The 15674-nt window shown below is 71.1% G+C and carries 16 protein-coding genes; 10 read left to right on the top strand and 6 right to left on the bottom strand.

Annotation, left to right across the window (positions count from 1 at the left end):
• The first annotated feature begins 76 nt into the window (after positions 1-76).
• From OG978_RS16880 to galK, 5 genes are all read left to right on the top strand, one after another.
• Positions 77-1978 (top strand): outer membrane protein assembly factor BamB family protein, encoded by a 1902-nt coding sequence (locus tag OG978_RS16880; RefSeq protein ID WP_326766021.1) that lies wholly within the window; start codon positions 77-79, stop codon positions 1976-1978.
• Between the two features lie 541 nt (positions 1979-2519).
• Positions 2520-3212, top strand: coding sequence for a helix-turn-helix transcriptional regulator (locus tag OG978_RS16875; RefSeq protein ID WP_326766020.1), 693 nt, complete (start codon positions 2520-2522; stop codon positions 3210-3212).
• A 172-nt stretch (positions 3213-3384) separates the two neighbouring features.
• Entirely contained in the window at positions 3385-4428 is a 1044-nt protein-coding gene (gene galT / locus OG978_RS16870; protein ID WP_326766019.1) for a galactose-1-phosphate uridylyltransferase, read from the top strand.
• Entirely contained in the window at positions 4425-5405 is a 981-nt protein-coding gene (gene galE, locus OG978_RS16865) for a UDP-glucose 4-epimerase GalE (protein WP_326766018.1), read from the top strand. Before galT ends, galE begins: the two co-directional genes overlap by 4 nt.
• Positions 5402-6589, top strand: coding sequence for a galactokinase (galK, locus tag OG978_RS16860; RefSeq protein ID WP_326766017.1), 1188 nt, complete (start codon positions 5402-5404; stop codon positions 6587-6589). Before galE ends, galK begins: the two co-directional genes overlap by 4 nt.
• Here the strand turns inward: galK and OG978_RS16855 are convergent.
• Positions 6582-7025 carry a GNAT family N-acetyltransferase gene (locus OG978_RS16855; RefSeq protein WP_326766016.1) on the bottom strand — a complete coding sequence of 148 codons (444 nt, stop codon included), beginning with the start codon at positions 7023-7025 and terminating at the stop codon, positions 6582-6584. The two genes, galK and OG978_RS16855, sit on opposite strands and share 8 nt — an antisense overlap.
• Positions 7026-7292: 267 nt before the next feature.
• Here OG978_RS16855 and OG978_RS16850 point away from each other — a divergent pair, with 267 nt between their 5' ends.
• Entirely contained in the window at positions 7293-8099 is an 807-nt protein-coding gene (locus OG978_RS16850; RefSeq protein ID WP_326766015.1) for a response regulator transcription factor, read from the top strand.
• Here the strand turns inward: OG978_RS16850 and OG978_RS16845 are convergent.
• Positions 8058-8555 carry a MarR family winged helix-turn-helix transcriptional regulator gene (locus OG978_RS16845; protein ID WP_072487439.1) on the bottom strand — a complete coding sequence of 166 codons (498 nt, stop codon included), beginning with the start codon at positions 8553-8555 and terminating at the stop codon, positions 8058-8060. The genes OG978_RS16850 and OG978_RS16845 overlap by 42 nt on opposite strands.
• Before the next feature lie 88 nt (positions 8556-8643).
• Between OG978_RS16845 and OG978_RS16840 the strand changes: the two genes are divergently transcribed.
• Together OG978_RS16840 and OG978_RS16835 are read left to right on the top strand one after the other, a co-directional pair.
• Positions 8644-9444 (top strand): trans-aconitate 2-methyltransferase, encoded by an 801-nt coding sequence (locus OG978_RS16840; RefSeq protein ID WP_326766014.1) that lies wholly within the window; start codon positions 8644-8646, stop codon positions 9442-9444.
• A complete protein-coding gene (locus tag OG978_RS16835; protein WP_326766013.1) occupies positions 9441-9803 on the top strand; it encodes a VOC family protein in 363 nt (120 codons plus the stop codon). The genes OG978_RS16840 and OG978_RS16835 overlap by 4 nt, the downstream gene beginning before the upstream one ends.
• Positions 9804-9816: 13 nt before the next feature.
• On the opposite strand, the gene OG978_RS16830 is transcribed toward OG978_RS16835, so the two are convergent.
• Positions 9817-10026, bottom strand: coding sequence for a hypothetical protein (locus tag OG978_RS16830; RefSeq protein WP_326766012.1), 210 nt, complete (start codon positions 10024-10026; stop codon positions 9817-9819).
• A gap of 44 nt (positions 10027-10070) precedes the next feature.
• Positions 10071-10637, bottom strand: a complete 567-nt coding sequence (locus OG978_RS16825; RefSeq protein ID WP_326766011.1) for a DUF6247 family protein — start codon at positions 10635-10637, stop codon at positions 10071-10073.
• Positions 10638-10652: 15 nt separating this feature from the next.
• On the opposite strand from OG978_RS16825, the gene OG978_RS16820 reads away from it, so the two are divergent.
• On the top strand, positions 10653-10883 hold the full coding sequence (locus OG978_RS16820) for a hypothetical protein (RefSeq protein WP_326766010.1): 231 nt from the start codon (positions 10653-10655) through the stop codon (positions 10881-10883).
• 34 nt (positions 10884-10917) lie between these two features.
• On the opposite strand, the gene OG978_RS16815 is transcribed toward OG978_RS16820, so the two are convergent.
• Together OG978_RS16815 and OG978_RS16810 are read right to left on the bottom strand one after the other, a co-directional pair.
• Positions 10918-11607, bottom strand: coding sequence for a TetR/AcrR family transcriptional regulator (locus OG978_RS16815; RefSeq protein WP_093539914.1), 690 nt, complete (start codon positions 11605-11607; stop codon positions 10918-10920).
• Complete coding sequence (locus OG978_RS16810; RefSeq protein ID WP_326766009.1) at positions 11604-12605, bottom strand: acyl-CoA desaturase; 1002 nt, start codon at positions 12603-12605, stop codon at positions 11604-11606. Before OG978_RS16810 ends, OG978_RS16815 begins: the two co-directional genes overlap by 4 nt.
• A gap of 325 nt (positions 12606-12930) precedes the next feature.
• On the opposite strand from OG978_RS16810, the gene ppc reads away from it, so the two are divergent.
• Entirely contained in the window at positions 12931-15660 is a 2730-nt protein-coding gene (gene ppc, locus OG978_RS16805; RefSeq protein ID WP_326766008.1) for a phosphoenolpyruvate carboxylase, read from the top strand.
• The last annotated feature ends 14 nt before the right edge of the window (positions 15661-15674 follow it).

The raw sequence follows: 15674 nt of genomic DNA, 5'->3' as shown, positions 1-15674 counted from the left end.
CCGGCGGCGGCCGGAGCACAACCGACCGCCGCCGGTCCCGTCCCACCGACTCCCTTTCCCCAGAGGTACGTACGCCATGACGCAGCCGCCCCAGCCGCCCAACGATCCGCCCCAGGGTGGATTCGGCGCCCCGCAGGACCCCCCGCCGGGTGGGTTCGGTGCCCCGACACCACCTCCCGCCGACCCGTTCGGCAAGCAGCCGGCCACCCCGCCCGCCGGTGGGTTCGGTGCCCCGACCCCGCCGCCCGCGGACACCCAGCCGCCCGCCGGCGCCCCGCAGCAGCCGGGCCCCGGCTACGGCTATCCGCAGGGCCAGCAGCCGGGCTACGGCTACCCGCAGAGCCAGCCCCCGCAGCCCGGTTACGGCTACCCGCAGGCGCCCGTGCCCGGACAGCCGCAGCAGGGCTACGGATTCCCGCAGGGCATGCCGCCCGGTCAGCCGCCGCAGCAGGGGTACGGCTACCAGACCACGCCGATGCAGCAGCCGCAGCCGCCGCAGCAGAACGGGAACGGCGGCAAGAAGTTCTCCACCCAGATGCAGATCATCGTCGCCGCCTCGGTCGCCGTGGTGCTGATCGTCGCCGGCGGCATCTGGTACTCCTCCAGCGGCGGTGACGACGGCAAGAAGGACGAGGCGTCCCAGTCCAGCGGCTCCGCCGAGGGCAAGGGCGGCGAGAACAAGGGCGGCGTCGCCGCCGATGGCGCCGGCAAGGAGAAGGCACCCACGGACCCCAAGTCCAAGGTCGCCTTCCAGCTGCCGCTGCCGAAGGTCACCGACGTCACCAAGGTCGACGGCTCCTGGCTGACCGACAAGGCGTACGTGAAGTCCGGCCTGAACGAGATCGTCGCCTACGACCCGGTCAAGGGCACCAAGCTGTGGTCCATCCCGCTGGCGGGCCAGGTCTGCGCCGCCTCGCGGCACATGTCCAAGGACTACAAGACCGCGATCGCCTTCGAGCAGGGCAAGCCGACCAAGGCGACCAAGTACCAGCCGTGCAACCAGGTCGGCGCGATCGACCTGAACACCGGCAAGCTGATGTGGAGCAAGTCGGTGACCGCAGCCACCAGCGGTGACGCATCGGTCAGGTTCGACGAGGTCACGCTCAGCGGCACCACGGTCGCCGCGGGCGGAACCGAGGGCGGCGTCGCCTTCGACCTGAACACCGGCGCCGAGCGCTGGAAGCCCAAGGCCACCACCGACGGCTGCTACGACAAGGGATACGGCGGCGGCGAAGCACTCGCGGTGGTCCGCAAGTGCGGTACGTACGACGACCCGCAGCTCGTCATCCAGGCGCTGAACCCCACCACCGGGGCCCCGATCTCCTCGTACAAGATGCCGCCCGGTGTCGACTACGCGAGCATCGTCTCCACCAAGCCGCTGGTCGTCGCGGCCGACGTCGGCGACACCGCCGGTGACGGCAGCGGCATCTCGGACTTCTTCTCGATCGACGCCTCGACGGGCAAGCTGCTCACCAGGATCGCGGCGGACGGTGAGAAGTACGCCGCGCGCTGCGCCTCCACCGAGGTCGAGAGCTGCAGCCAGGTGGTCGTCGGCAACAACCGCATCTACGTGCCGACCGAGGACCACGAGGGCACCGGCGAGTACGGCGACACCAACGAGATCGTCTCCTTCGACCTCACCACCGGCAAGCCGACCAGTGACCGGGCCGACGCGGGCGACCGCTACACGATGTTCCCGATCCGCATGGACGGCGGCAACATCATTGCGTACCGGGTCCCCCCGTACGACAAGGGCGGCCAGGTCGTCTCCATCGACGGCGCCACGTTCAAGCAGACGGTGCTGATGGAGAACCCGAGCGACGAGTCCATCCGTGACGCGGAGACCAGCTTCACGCCGGACTACTCCGAGTTCCGCTACAGCGACGGGCACCTGTACCTGTCCAGCACGATGGTCAGCAAGCCGAGCGGATCGCTGGACGCGAGCCGCCGACTGGTGGTCAGCTTCAGCAGGCCGTAGCGGCCGGCCGAATGCGTGCGGGGGTGGTGTCCGATCGTCGGACACCACCCCCGCGCACGTTCGCGATCATTCGGGATCAGACGTGCGTGTCGTCGAACGGCGGCCGCATGACGGAGGACGAGACACAGGTCAGGACCGTGCTCCCCTCCATCCTGCAGAGATCGATCCGCGCCGTCGAGATCCACCCGCCCGGGCTGGCGTAACCGGTGGACTCCCAGGCCGTTCCCGCGCCGGTGGACACCCGGTGCAGCGGGAAGCAGTGGGTGCCGGCGTCCCCGGTGGTGATCAGGCGGCCACCGCGACGAGCAAGGTCCTCTTCAGGCGCATGGGTCCCTCGGGAAGTGATCCGTAATGGTCGGCAGGCAGATTACAACGGCGACCAGTCGGACATGGCGCACCATCAACCGGTCCCGAAGCGCGCCGAGTCGGCGTTCTGGAGCCTTTTGGCCGGTAAGACGCCCGTGGCGTCGAACGAGCGTGTAGCTTGCCGGGTCAGGAAGGCCGGGGGGCCCGGTGTGCCGGTGCTACGGGGGTGTGCTCGATGGGCGTGCGGCTCATGGTGGTCGATGATCACAGACTGCTCGCCGAGGCACTCGCCTCGGCGCTGAAACTGCGGGGCCATCGCGTCCTCGCGGCAGCCGCACCGACTTCGGGGGCGGCGGAGCTGGTGGTCAGCAGGGCCCCGGAGGTCTGTCTGTTCGGCACTGCGGCACCCGCCGAACCCGGCGCCTTCGACCCGATCGTACGGATCCGGCGCGAGCGCCCGCAGGTGGCCGTCGTGGTGCTCGGACCGGTGCCCAGCCCGCACGGGATCGCGGCGGCCTTCGCGGCGGGGGCCGCCGGATACGTCCGCCATGACGAGCGCATGGAGGGCGTCGAACGGGCGATGGTCAAGGCGCGCGCCGGAGAGGCGGCGGTGGCGCCACAGCTGCTCCAGGGCGCCTTCGCCGAACTGCTCAATCCCGCCGCGGCACCGGACGACGAGGGGCAGCGGCTGCTGCGGATGCTCACCCCGCGCGAGGTCGAGGTCCTGGTGCGGGTCGCCGAGGGGGAGGACACCCGGCTGATCGCGGCCGGGATGCGGATCGCGCCGAGCACCGCGCGCACGCATGTGCAGCGGGTGCTGATGAAGCTGGGCGTCGGCTCCCGGCTCGAGGCCGCGGCACTCGCGGCCCGCACGGGCCTGCTGGACCGCGCGGCACCGGTCGGACAGCCAGGACAGCCGACCCGCTGAGCCGCGCCGCCCACCACCCCTCCACGCATACAACCGGACCCCTGGCGCCGGACCCCTGGCGCCGGACCCCTGACGCCGGACCACGACGGCCCATGCCGCGCGGCGTGGGCCACTCATTGACGCCATTGTTGACTTGTGGTTCATTGTGTTTGGTTATGTTTGGAGGAACCTGGTGAAGAAGACGGTTACGACGCTCGCCGACGGCCGGGAGCTGCTCTACTACGACAGCCGTGACGACGCAGTGCGCGAAGCCGTCGACCGGCGCCCCCTCGACGCCGTCTCGACCTCGTCCGAGATCCGCCGGGACCCGTTCCTCGGCGACAGCGTCGCCATCGCCTCGCACCGCCAGGGCCGCATCTACCACCCGCCGGCCGACGAGTGCCCGCTCTGCCCCTCGCGGGACGGCCGGCAGAGCGAGATCCCCGAGGCCGACTACGACGTCGCCGTCTTCGAGAACCGCTTCCCCTCGCTCGCCGGTGACTCCGGCCGCTGCGAGGTCGTCTGCTTCACCTCCGACCACGACGCGTCCTTCGCCGACCTCACCGAGGACCAGGCCGCCCTGGTCCTGGAGGCATGGACCGACCGCACCGCCGAACTCGCCGAACTCCCGCAGGTCAAGCAGGTGTTCTGCTTCGAGAACCGGGGCGCCGAGATCGGCGTCACGCTCGGCCACCCGCACGGGCAGATCTACGCGTACCCCTTCGTCACCCCGCGCACCGAGCTGATGTTCCGCTCGATGGCGGCCCACCGCGCCGAGACCGGCGGCAATCTCTTCGACGATGTCGTGGCCCGCGAGGAGCGGGACGGCTCCCGGATCGTCATCGACGGCGAGCACTGGGTCGCCTTCGTGCCGTACGCCGCGCACTGGCCGTACGAGGTCCATCTGCACCCCCGCCGACGCGTCCCCGACCTGCGGGAACTCGACGAGGCGGCGCGCACGGAGTTCCCACAGATCTATCTGGAACTCTTGAGGCGATTCGACCGGATCTTCGGCCCCGGCGAGCCGCCGACCCCGTACATCTCGGCCTGGCACCAGGCCCCGTTCGGTGTCCCCGGACGGGAGGACTTCGGACTCCATCTGGAGCTTTTCACCATCCGACGTACCTCCGGCAAGCTGAAGTTCCTCGCGGGTTCCGAATCCGGCATGAACGTGTTCATCAACGATGTGCCGCCGGAAGCCGCGGCCCAGCGACTGCGAGAGGTAGCGAGCGAGTGAGCAAGCCCCAGAAGAAGTACCTGGTCACGGGCGGCGCGGGATACGTCGGCAGCGTGGTCGCCCAGCACCTGCTGGAGGCCGGGCACGCGGTCACCGTTCTCGACGACCTCTCGACCGGGTTCCGGGAGGGCGTCCCGGCCGGGGCCGAGTTCATCGAGGGCCGCATCCAGGACGCGGCGAAGTGGCTGGACGCCTCCTACGACGGGGTGCTGCACTTCGCCGCGTACTCCCAGGTCGGCGAGTCCGTCGCGGACCCGGAGAAGTACTGGGTGAACAACGTGGGCGGGTCCGTCGCGCTGCTCGCCGCGATGCGCGACGCCGGCGTGCGCACCCTGGTCTTCTCCTCCACCGCCGCCACCTACGGCGAACCGGCCACCACCCCCATCACCGAGTCCGACGCGACCGCGCCCACCAACCCCTACGGCGCCACCAAGCTCGCCGTCGACCACATGATCACCGGCGAGGCGGCCGCGCACGGCCTGGCCGCGGTCTCGCTGCGGTACTTCAACGTGGCGGGGGCGTACGGCAGTTGTGGGGAGCGGCACAGCCCCGAATCGCACCTCATCCCGCTGGTCCTCCAGGTCGCCCTCGGCCGGCGCGAGTCGATCTCCGTGTACGGCGACGACTACCCGACCCCCGACGGCACCTGCGTCCGCGACTACATCCATGTCGCCGACCTCGCCGAGGCCCACCTGCTGGCCCTGGACGCGGCCACCGCGGGCGAGCACCTGATCTGCAACCTCGGCAACGGCAGCGGCTTCTCGGTGCGCGAGGTCATCGAGACCGTCCGCGAGGTCACCGGCCACCCCGTCCCGGAGAACGCGGCCCCCCGCCGCGCCGGTGACCCCGCCGTGCTGGTCGCCTCCGCCGCCACCGCCAGGGAGCGGCTCGGCTGGTCGCCGTCCCGCGCCGACCTGACCGGAATCGTCACCGACGCCTGGACGTTCGCCCGCCGAGAGGAGCCCACCGCCCCATGACCGAGAACACCGAGCCGACCACCTCCTTCGCCGAGCTGACCGCTTCCTTCGCCGAGCTCTACGGGCACGCGCCCGAAGGGATCTGGGCGGCCCCCGGCCGGGTCAACCTGATCGGCGAGTACACCGACTTCAACGACGGCTTCGTGATGCCGCTCGCCCTGCCGCACACCGCACGCGCGGCCGTCGCCCGCCGCACCGACGGCGAACTGCGGCTCCACTCGACCGACGTACCCGGCGGCGTCGTCCGGCTCCGGGTCGACGAACTGGCCCCGCACCAGGGGCACGGCTGGGCGGCGTACCCGGCCGGGGTCGTCTGGGCGCTGCGCGAGGCCGGTCATCCGGTCACCGGGGCGGACATCCAGCTGACCTCCACCGTTCCCACCGGCGCGGGCCTGTCCTCCTCCGCCGCGCTGGAGGTCGTCACCGCGCTCGCCCTGAACGACCTGTTCGGACTCGGGCTCTCCGCACCCGAGTTGGCGGTTCTCGGCCAGCGCGCCGAGAACGACTTCGTGGGTGTGCCGTGCGGGGTCATGGACCAGATGGCGTCCGCCTGCTGCACCGAGGGCCACGCCCTCCACCTCGACACCCGCGACCTCTCCCGGCGCCAGGTCCCCTTCGACCTGGCCGCGAGCGGGCTGCGGCTGCTCGTGGTCGACACCCGGGTCAAGCACGAGCTCGGCGACGGCGCGTACGCCGAGCGTCGGGCCGGCTGCGAGGCGGGCGCGGCGGCGCTCGGCGTACGGACGCTGCGCGAGGTGCCGTACGAGAGCCTCGGCGCGGCCCTGGACACCCTGGCCATGGCCGACGTCGACGAGTCCGTGGTGCGTTACGTACGCCATGTGGTCAGCGACAACCAGCGCGTCGAGCAGGTCATCGCACTGCTCGACGCGGGCGATGTGCGGGCCGCGGGCCCGGTCCTCAACGCCGGGCACGTCTCGCTCCGCGACGATCTGCGGGTCTCCTGCCCGGAGCTGGACCTGGTGGTGTCGGCGGCGAACGAGGCCGGGGCGCTCGGTGCGCGGATGACCGGCGGCGGCTTCGGCGGCTCGGCGATCGTGCTGGTGGAGCAGGATCGGGCGGACACGGTCTCCAAGTCCGTGCTGGAGGCGTTCGCCGCGGCGGGCCACGCGACGCCGCGGATCTTCCCGGCCGTGCCCTCGGCGGGGGCCCGCCGCCTCATCTGAGGTCCTTCGTCAGGATGAACTCGGTGACGCCGGGCGGGTAGTCCTCGACCCGCCCGCTCACCTCGTAGCCCCGCTCCCGGTAGAAGCCGGGCGCCTGGAAACCCCAGGTCTCCAGCCGGGAGCGGGTGCAGGCCCGGTCCGTCCCGGCCACCCGTTCCGCCTCCGCGAGCAGCAGCGAGCCCAGGCCCCGGCCGCGGTGGCGGGCGTCGACCCAGAGCTGGTCCACATGGAGCCAGTACGCCCAGGTGCGGCCGGTCAGCCCACCGGCCACGGCACCCTCGACGTCCAGCGCCCAGACCTCCAGCGGGAGTTCCTGCCCGGCGGGGTCGGTGCGCAGCGCGCGCAGCTCCGGGGAGCCGGCCGTGTTGTCGTCGCGCAGCCGCCGGCTCAGCAAGGTGCGCCGCCCTTTGTCCACTTCTGTCTCAAGACGAAACATGGACCACACCCTAGAACCGGCCGGAGCCGGTCAGTTCTGTGAATTGCCTTCCGCTGCGGCCCGTCGGCCTTACCCTGATGCACAGCACCGGTGGGGGCCGGTGCTGATTCAGGGGTACGAGACAGTCGGGTACGGCGCCCGGGGCGGGCAGCAGTCGAGACACGGCGGCGGCCGTGGGACTGCGGTTCATCTCCCCGATCCGGGGTGCCGTACCCGTGCTGGTCGGCCCCTTCGGCGGGCCGGGGGTGGCCCAGGAACAGACGCGGCATGGGGGTGCCTGTGGTTCGTATCCGGGTTCTCGTGGTGGACGACCACCGTATTTTCGCCGAGTCGCTCGCAGCGGCGCTGGCGGCCGAGCCGGACGTCGATGTGGCGGCGGCGGGCAGCGGCCCCGCCGCGTTGCGGTGCCTGGAGCGGGCCGCCGCCGAGGGCCGCGGCTACGACGTGATGCTGATCGATGCCGAGCTGGGCACCCTGGGCCCGGCGGGCGGCCGCCGGGCGCCCGTCCCGGTCCCCGCCGACGGGGAGAACGCCCCGGTGGACGGCATCTCCCTGGTGGCCGGGGTCCGTTCGGGCCGGCCGTCCGTGCGCACGGTGGTGCTCGCCGAGAAGGACGACCCGCTCCGGGCCGCGCTGGCGCTGCAGGCCGGGGCCTCCGGCTGGGTCGCCAAGGACTGCTCGCTGCAACGGCTGCTCACGGTCGTACGCGGGGTGCTGCGGGGCGAGACCCATCTGCCCCCGGCGCTGCTCACCGGCGTGCTGCGGGAGCTGACGGCGGCGCGCAAGCACCGCACCGAGAGCGAGCAACTGGTCGAGTCGCTGACCCCGCGCGAACGCGAGGTGCTGCGCTGCATGGTGGCCGGCCTGGGCCGCAAGGCGGTGGCCGAGCGGCTCTTCCTCTCCCCGCACACGGTCCGTACCCATATGCAGAACGTGCTGGGGAAACTGGGCGTGCACTCCACGCTGGCCGCGGTCGCCCTGGCCCGACGAGCGGGCGTCGGCCCGGCCGATCCGGCCCCGACCGGACAGGCCCTAGCCGGGGATGTTGTCGAACGGGGCGGTCAACTGGCGTAGCAGTCCGGCCAGTTCGCCACGCTGCTGGGTGGAGAGTTCGCTCAGGATGGCGCGCTCCTGGGCGAGCAGGCCGGCCAGCGACTGGTCGGCCTTGTCGCGGCCCTCGGCGGTGAGCCGGACGAGCACGCCGCGGCGGTCGCTGGGGTCGGGGAGGCGCTCGACGAGGTTCTTCTTGGTCAGCCGGTCGATGCGGTTGGTCATCGTGCCGGAGGTGACCAGGGTCTGGGTGAGGAGCTGGCCGGGAGAGAGCTGGTAGGGGGCGCCGGCGCGACGCAGTGACGTCAGTACGTCGAACTCCCAGGGCTCCAGATTGTGCTCGGAGAAGGCGATCCGGCGGGCCCGGTCCAGATGGCGGGCCAGGCGGGAGACGCGGCTGAGCACCTCGAGTGGTTCCACGTCGAGGTCGGGGCGCTCGCGGCGCCATGCAGCGACCAGTCGGTCGACCTCGTCCTCCATGTGGATCAGTGTAGATGGTCTGTCGACATGAAGTCTCTTGAATTCAAGTGTCTTGACATCAAGATATTCCTGGCGTGATCCTGATCCCATGACCGCACCCACCTGGGACCCGCAGCAGTACCTGCGCCACGCCGACCACCGCACCCGCCCCTTCCTCGACCTCCTCGCCCGCATCCCCGAACTCCCGGCCGCCCCCGCACCCCGCATCGCCGACCTCGGCTGCGGAGCGGGCAACGTCACCGTCCTGCTCGCCGACCGCTGGCCCGAGGCCCGGATCACTGGCTACGACAACTCCCCCCAGATGCTCGAACGGGCCCGCGCCCACGCCGGCCCCCACCTGGACTTCGCCGAGGCCGACGCCACCACCTGGACCCCCGCCGAGCCGTACGACCTGATCGTCTCCAACGCCCTGCTCCAGTGGGTCCCCGACCACGCCGCCCGCTTCCCGGCCTGGCTGGACGCGATCACCCCCGGCGGCACGTTCGCCTTCCAGGTCCCCGGCAACTTCGACCAGCCCAGCCACGTCCTGATGCGCGAACTCGCCGGCTCCCCGCGCTGGCACGCCCGCCTCGCCGGCCGGCTGCGCCACGCCGACGCGGTGCTCGCCCCCACCGCCTACCTCGACGCGCTGACCGCCCCCGGCATCACGGCGGACGTCTGGGAGACCACGTACCTGCATCTCCTCCACGGCGATGACCCGGTCCTCGACTGGGTGAAGGGCACCGGCCTGCGCCCCGTTCTGACCGCCCTCGCCGACGACCCCGAGACCCGCGACGCCTTCCTCGCCGAATACCGCGACCTGCTCCGCACCGCCTACCCCGCAGGCCCGCACGGCACCGTCTTCCCGTTCCGCCGCATCTTCGCCGTGGCCCGCAAGGAGAAGCGATGATCGCCGCCGTCGACCACGTACAGCTCGCCGCCCCGGAGGGTTCCGAGGACGCCCTTCGTGCCTACTACGCGGACATCCTCGGCATGACGGAGATCGCCAAACCCCCGGTACTCGCGGCCCGCGGGGGCTGCTGGTTCCAGGCGGGCCCGGTCCAACTCCACCTGGGTGTCGAGCAGGACTTCCGCCCGGCGAAGAAGGCCCACCCCGGCCTGCGCGTCACGGACATCGAGGCGTACGCGGCCCGGCTGGCGGAGCGGGGCGCCGAGGTGCACTGGGACGGCGACCTGCCCGGACACCGGCGCTTCTACAGCCACGACCCGGTGGGGAACCGGCTGGAGTTCCTGGAGCGGGTCGCCTGACGAGCGGCAGGGCTCAGCCGTACCAGGTGACGTTGCAGACATAGACGCACTCATGGCGCGGGACGGCAAGAAAGCTGATGAACCCGCGTCCGCCCATGATGTCGAACTCTCGGAGACCTCCCTCTCTGTCGAGCGGCCTGCCGACCTTCACCGCATCGTGCCCGAGCGCGGCGAGCTCAGTGGCGTCGCTCGACTTGCGCCACGACGCCGGGCGGTAGCCCACTGGTGATGTACTCCGCGCTGGGGGTGTAGTCCCACGTCAGCCGTTCACCGCAGTCCGGCCTCTGCTTCCGCTGTCTCATGGATACGCCGTATCTCGGTGATCGCTTCGGTCGGGTCTTCTTCGCCCGCGTCCACGATTCGCTCCAGCGCATGCAGCCGGGCAGCTTGCTCGGGATGCCGCTCGATCGCCACGAACACGGCCCAGGAGTGGATGAACGCCCTCAGTGGAGCGAGGCTCTGCGTCTGCTGCGCGTTTGTCGTGGCCTCGAAAAGATGCTGAGTGAGCGCGGGAATGCGGCTGGGGGCGATCCGGGCAACCGCAGCCCGCAAGGCGTCGGGCGTGAGCTCAGGCATGGGGATCAGCGGTCCGTACGGGCTGTCGGGCTGTGCGCTCACGGTGACCTCCGGTGCGGGTGATTCGGTCTTCGTACGGTACCGGCAGCGGCGCCAGTGGGATGTCCGCCCGGTGTCGACCTCGGCCCAGACGAGGAGCCCACCGCATACGCGCCGCTGACCCCAGTCGGTGGCCGGCGCGTCGACGATCAGCAGCCCGCGTCCGTCCCCCTGGTCCGGCGGTGGGGCGAGTGCCTCCGGGTGTGGCTCCACCAACACCCGGAGGCACACACCGTGAACCCCGTCATCATCGGCGCGATCGTCACCGGCAGCCTCGCCCTGATCGGCACCATCGGCGCCGCCGTCATCGCCACCAGGACCCGGCCGAGCCAGGCCCCGACGGGCCGCCGACCATCCGAGGCGGTGATGCTCTTCGAGATCGCGACCGCCACCACCAAGGCCCTCGCCTTCGCCAACAGCGTCCAGCTGGGGCGGCCCACTCCATTGGCGGCCCGATCCGGCTGACCAGGTCGGGCCGGCTCTCAGCCACCGCCCCCGCTCAGCTCTTGCGGTGCCCTATCAGCCGGGGCTTCGCCTCCAGGTTCTCCAGGCCGTGCCAGGCCAGGTTCACCAGGTGGGCGGCGACCTCCGACTTCTTCGGCTTGCGGGCGTTGACCCACCACTGGCCGGTCAGGGCGACCATGCCGACCAGCGCCTGCGCGTACAGCGGGGCCAGCTTCGGGTCGAAACCGCGGGCCTTGAACTCCAGGCCCAGGATGTCCTCCACCTGGGTGGCGATATCGCTGATCAAGGAGGCGAAGGTGCCGGTCGACTGGGCCACGGGGGAGTCACGGACCAGGATGCGGAAGCCGTCCGTGTACGTCTCGATGTAGTCGAGCAGGGCGAACGCGGCCTGCTCCAGGAGCTCGCGGGGGTGGCCCGCGGTCAGCGCGCTGGTGACCATGTCCAGGAGCTGGCGCATCTCGCGGTCGACCACTACGGCGTACAGGCCCTCCTTGCCGCCGAAGTGCTCGTAGACGACCGGCTTGGAGACCCCCGCGCGGGACGCGATCTCCTCGACCGAGGTGCCCTCGAAGCCCTTGTCGGCGAAGAGCGTGCGACCGATGTCCAGCAACTGCTCGCGGCGCTCCTTGCCGGTCATCCGCACCCGGCGGGTACGCCGGGTGGAAGAGGAAGGACGGTTTTTCTCGCTGCTGGTGCTGGAGTCGGTCGCCACGTCGTCAATCATGCCGCGTCGGCGCGCTCGGGGTCGCGCCGGGAGCCGATCCGGCGGGACTCGATCCGGGCGGAGTCCGGCCAGCGCACGTCGTGCGCCCAGCCCAGCTTCTCGAACCAGCGGATCAACCGGGCACTCGAATCGATCTGACCGCGCATCACACCGTGCCGGGCGCTCGTCGGATCGGCGTGGTGCAGGTTGTGCCACGACTCCCCGCAGGACAGGACCGCCAGCCACCACACGTTCCCGGACCGGTCACGCGACTTGAAGGGCCGCTTGCCGACCGCGTGGCAGATCGAGTTGATCGACCAGGTGACGTGGTGCAGCAGGGCCACCCGGACCAGCGAGCCCCAGAAGAAGGCCGTCGCCGCGCCCCACCACGACATCGTCACCAGGCCACCGACCAGCGGCGGGAGTGCCAGCGAGACGATCGTGAAGGTCATGAAGTGGCGGGAGACGCCGCGGAGAGCCGGGTCCTTGATCAGATCGGGAGCGTACTTCTGCTGCGGAGTCTGCTCCTCGTCGAACATCCAGCCGATGTGGGCCCACCACAGGCCCTTCATCAGGGCGGGCAGGCTCTCACCGAAACGCCACGGCGAATGGGGGTCGCCCTCCGCGTCGGAGAAGCGGTGATGCTTGCGGTGATCGGCCACCCAGCGCACCAGCGGACCCTCCACGGCCAGCGAACCAGCGACGGCCAGGGCGATGCGGAGCGGGCGCTTCGCCTTGAAGGAGCCATGCGTGAAATAGCGGTGGAAACCGATCGTGATGCCGTGGCAGCCGATGAAGTACATCGCCACGAGCAGGCCCAGATCGAGCCAGCTCACACCACGGCCCCAGGCCAGCGGCACCGCCGCGACCAGCGCCACGAACGGCACCACGATGAACAGCAGAAGGGCGAGCTGCTCGATCGACCTCTTGTTGTCCCCGCCGAGCGTGGCGGAGGGAAGGGCCTGCCCGTCGGTCGCCGGTGGCTGGGCGTCGTCGATCACAGCGGGGCTGGTGTTCATGGGGGGTCCCCTGGGGATGAGAAATACGACGGATAGCTCTGGCTACGGTTCCGTAACCTACGGCAACGTAAGTATGGCAGCGCGATGGCCCGCAGCACGAGAGCGCGGCGGGCCGCCCATCAAGGGGAAACCCGATCGGGCCGCGAGCGGCGCCCACGGCGTGGACACCTATCCTGGTGGGGTCGGACAGCGCGGTCCGCACTCTGCTTTCCCGGGGTGGCGTCAGCACCGCTGCCTGCCGCGGCCCCGGAGAACCCCCGTGGCTGCTGCCTGCCGCGGCCCCGGGAGAACCCCCGTGCTCAACCACTGCAAGGAGCCGCACACCGTGAGCAGTGCCGACCAGACCCCTGCCGCCAGCCCCGAGCTGCGCGCCGACATCCGCCGCCTCGGTGACCTGCTGGGCGAAACCCTCGTACGCCAGGAGGGCCAGGAACTCCTCGACCTCGTCGAGCGCGTCCGCGCCCTGACCCGCACCGACGGCGAGGCCGCGGCCCAGCTCCTCGGCGACACGGACCTGGAGACCGCCGCACAGCTCGTGCGCGCCTTCTCCACCTACTTCCACCTCGCCAACGTCACCGAGCAGGTCCACCGCGCCCACGAAATGCGCGACCGCCGAGCCGCCGAGGGCGGGCTCCTCGCCCGCACCGCCGACCGCCTCAAGGACGCCGACCCCGTCCACCTGCGCGAGACCGTCAAGAACCTCAACGTCCGACCGGTCTTCACCGCACACCCGACCGAGGCCGCCCGGCGCTCCGTGCTGAACAAGCTCCGCCGTATCGCCGCGCTCCTGGAGACACCCGTCGTCGACGCCGACCGGCGCCGCCAGGACCTGCGACTCGCCGAGAACATCGACCTCATCTGGCAGACCGACGAACTGCGCGTCGTCCGCCCCGAGCCGGCCGACGAGGCCCGCAACGCCATCTACTACCTCGACGAACTGCACGCCAACGCCGTCGGCGACGTACTCGAGGACCTGGCCGCCGAACTCGAACGCGTCGGCGTCGAGCTGCCCGCGGGCACCCGCCCCCTCACCTTCGGCACCTGGATCGGCGGCGACCGCGACGGCAACCCCAACGTGACGCCCGCCGTCACCTGGGAAGTGCTGATCCTCCAGCACGAACACGGCATCACCGACGCCCTCGAACTCATCGACCACCTGCGCGGACTGCTCTCCAACTCCATCCGCTACACCGGTGCCACCGACGAACTGCTGACCTCGCTCGAAGCCGACCTGGAACGCCTCCCCGAGATCAGCCCGCGCTACAAGCGGCTGAACGCCGAAGAGCCCTACCGCCTCAAGGCCACCTGCATCCGGCAGAAGCTCGTCAACACCCGCGAGCGCCTCGCCTCCGGCACCCCGCACCGCCCCGGCTGCGACTACCTCGGCACCGCCGAGCTCATCGCCGACCTGGAACTCATCCAGACCTCACTGCGCGAGCACCGCGGCGGACTCTTCGCCGACGGCCGGATGGACCGCACCATCCGCACCCTCTCCGCGTTCGGCCTCCAGCTCGCCACCATGGACGTACGCGAACACGCCGACGCCCACCACCACGCGCTCGGCCAGCTCTTCGACCGGCTCGGCGAGGAATCCTGGCGCTACGCCGACATGCCCCGCGACTACCGGCAGAAGCTCCTCGCCAAGGAACTCCGCTCCCGTCGCCCGCTCGCCCCGACCCCGGCCCCGCTCGACGCCGCCGGCGAGAAGACCCTCGGCGTCTTCCACACCGTCAAGGAAGCCTTCGAGCGCTTCGGCCCCGAAGTCATCGAGTCCTACATCATCTCGATGTGCCAGGGCGCCGACGACGTCTTCGCCGCCGCCGTCCTCGCCCGCGAGGCCGGCCTGATCGACCTGCACGGCGGCTGGGCCAAGATCGGCATCGTGCCGCTCCTGGAGACCACCGACGAACTGCGCGCCGCCGACGTCATCCTCGACGAGATGCTCGCCGACCCGTCGTACCGCCGGCTCGTCTCCCTGCGCGGAGACGTGCAGGAGGTCATGCTCGGCTACTCCGACTCCTCCAAGTTCGGCGGCATCACCACCTCCCAGTGGGAGATCCACCGGGCGCAGCGCCGACTGCGTGACGTCGCGCACCGCTACGGCGTACGGCTGCGCCTCTTCCACGGCCGCGGCGGCACCGTCGGCCGCGGCGGCGGCCCCTCGCACGACGCGATCCTCGCGCAGCCGTGGGGCACGCTGGAGGGCGAGATCAAGGTGACCGAGCAGGGCGAGGTCATCTCCGACAAGTACCTCATCCCGGCACTCGCCCGGGAGAACCTGGAACTGACCGTCGCGGCCACCCTCCAGGCCTCCGCGCTGCACACCGCACCCCGCCAGTCCGACGAGGCCCTCGCCCGCTGGGACGCCGCGATGGACACCGTCTCCGACGCCGCGCACGCCGCGTACCGCAAGCTGGTCGAGGACCCGGACCTGCCGACGTACTTCCTCGCCTCGACGCCGGTGGACCAGCTCGCCGACCTGCACTTGGGCTCGCGGCCCTCCCGCCGCCCCGGCTCGGGCGTCTCGCTCGACGGACTGCGGGCCATCCCGTGGGTCTTCGGCTGGACCCAGTCCCGCCAGATCGTCCCCGGCTGGTACGGCGTCGGCTCCGGGCTCAAGGCACTGCGCGAAGCCGGCCTGGACACCGTCCTGGACGAAATGCACGAACACTGGCACTTCTTCCAGAACTTCATCTCCAACGTCGAGATGACCCTCGCCAAGACCGACCTGCGCATCGCCCGCCACTACGTCGACACACTCGTCCCCGACGAGCTCAAGCACGTCTTCGCCGACATCGAGGCCGAGCACGCACTCACCGTGCAGGAGGTCCTCAAGGTCACCGGCTCCACCGAACTGCTCGGCACCAGCCCCGCGCTCCAGCAGACCTTCGCCATCCGCGACGCCTACCTGGACCCCATCTCCTACCTCCAGGTCTCGCTGCTGGCCCGCCAGCGCGAAGCCGCCGCACGCGGCGAAGAGCCCGACCCGCTGCTCGCCAGGGCCCTGCTGCTCACCGTGAACGGTGTCGCCGCGGGCCTGCGCAACACCGGCTGAGTCACCCGGACACG

The organism is Streptomyces sp. NBC_01591, from assembly GCF_035918155.1.
Lineage (GTDB): Bacteria > Actinomycetota > Actinomycetes > Streptomycetales > Streptomycetaceae > Streptomyces.
This window is presented reverse-complemented; position numbering and strand designations above follow the sequence as displayed.

What these genes read in the sequence shown, in the direction of transcription:
- OG978_RS16880 (WP_326766021.1), top strand. Translation starts at nt 77, where the DNA reads ATGACGCAGCCGCCCCAGCCGCCCAACGATCCGCCCCAGGGTGGATTC.
- OG978_RS16875 (WP_326766020.1), top strand. Translation starts at nt 2,520, where the DNA reads ATGGGCGTGCGGCTCATGGTGGTCGATGATCACAGACTGCTCGCCGAG.
- galK (WP_326766017.1), top strand. Translation starts at nt 5,402, where the DNA reads ATGACCGAGAACACCGAGCCGACCACCTCCTTCGCCGAGCTGACCGCT.
- OG978_RS16855 (WP_326766016.1), bottom strand. Translation starts at nt 7,025, where the DNA reads ATGTTTCGTCTTGAGACAGAAGTGGACAAAGGGCGGCGCACCTTGCTG.
- OG978_RS16850 (WP_326766015.1), top strand. Translation starts at nt 7,293, where the DNA reads ATGGGGGTGCCTGTGGTTCGTATCCGGGTTCTCGTGGTGGACGACCAC.
- OG978_RS16845 (WP_072487439.1), bottom strand. Translation starts at nt 8,555, where the DNA reads ATGGAGGACGAGGTCGACCGACTGGTCGCTGCATGGCGCCGCGAGCGC.
- OG978_RS16840 (WP_326766014.1), top strand. Translation starts at nt 8,644, where the DNA reads ATGACCGCACCCACCTGGGACCCGCAGCAGTACCTGCGCCACGCCGAC.
- OG978_RS16835 (WP_326766013.1), top strand. Translation starts at nt 9,441, where the DNA reads ATGATCGCCGCCGTCGACCACGTACAGCTCGCCGCCCCGGAGGGTTCC.
- OG978_RS16815 (WP_093539914.1), bottom strand. Translation starts at nt 11,607, where the DNA reads ATGATTGACGACGTGGCGACCGACTCCAGCACCAGCAGCGAGAAAAAC.
- OG978_RS16810 (WP_326766009.1), bottom strand. Translation starts at nt 12,605, where the DNA reads ATGAACACCAGCCCCGCTGTGATCGACGACGCCCAGCCACCGGCGACC.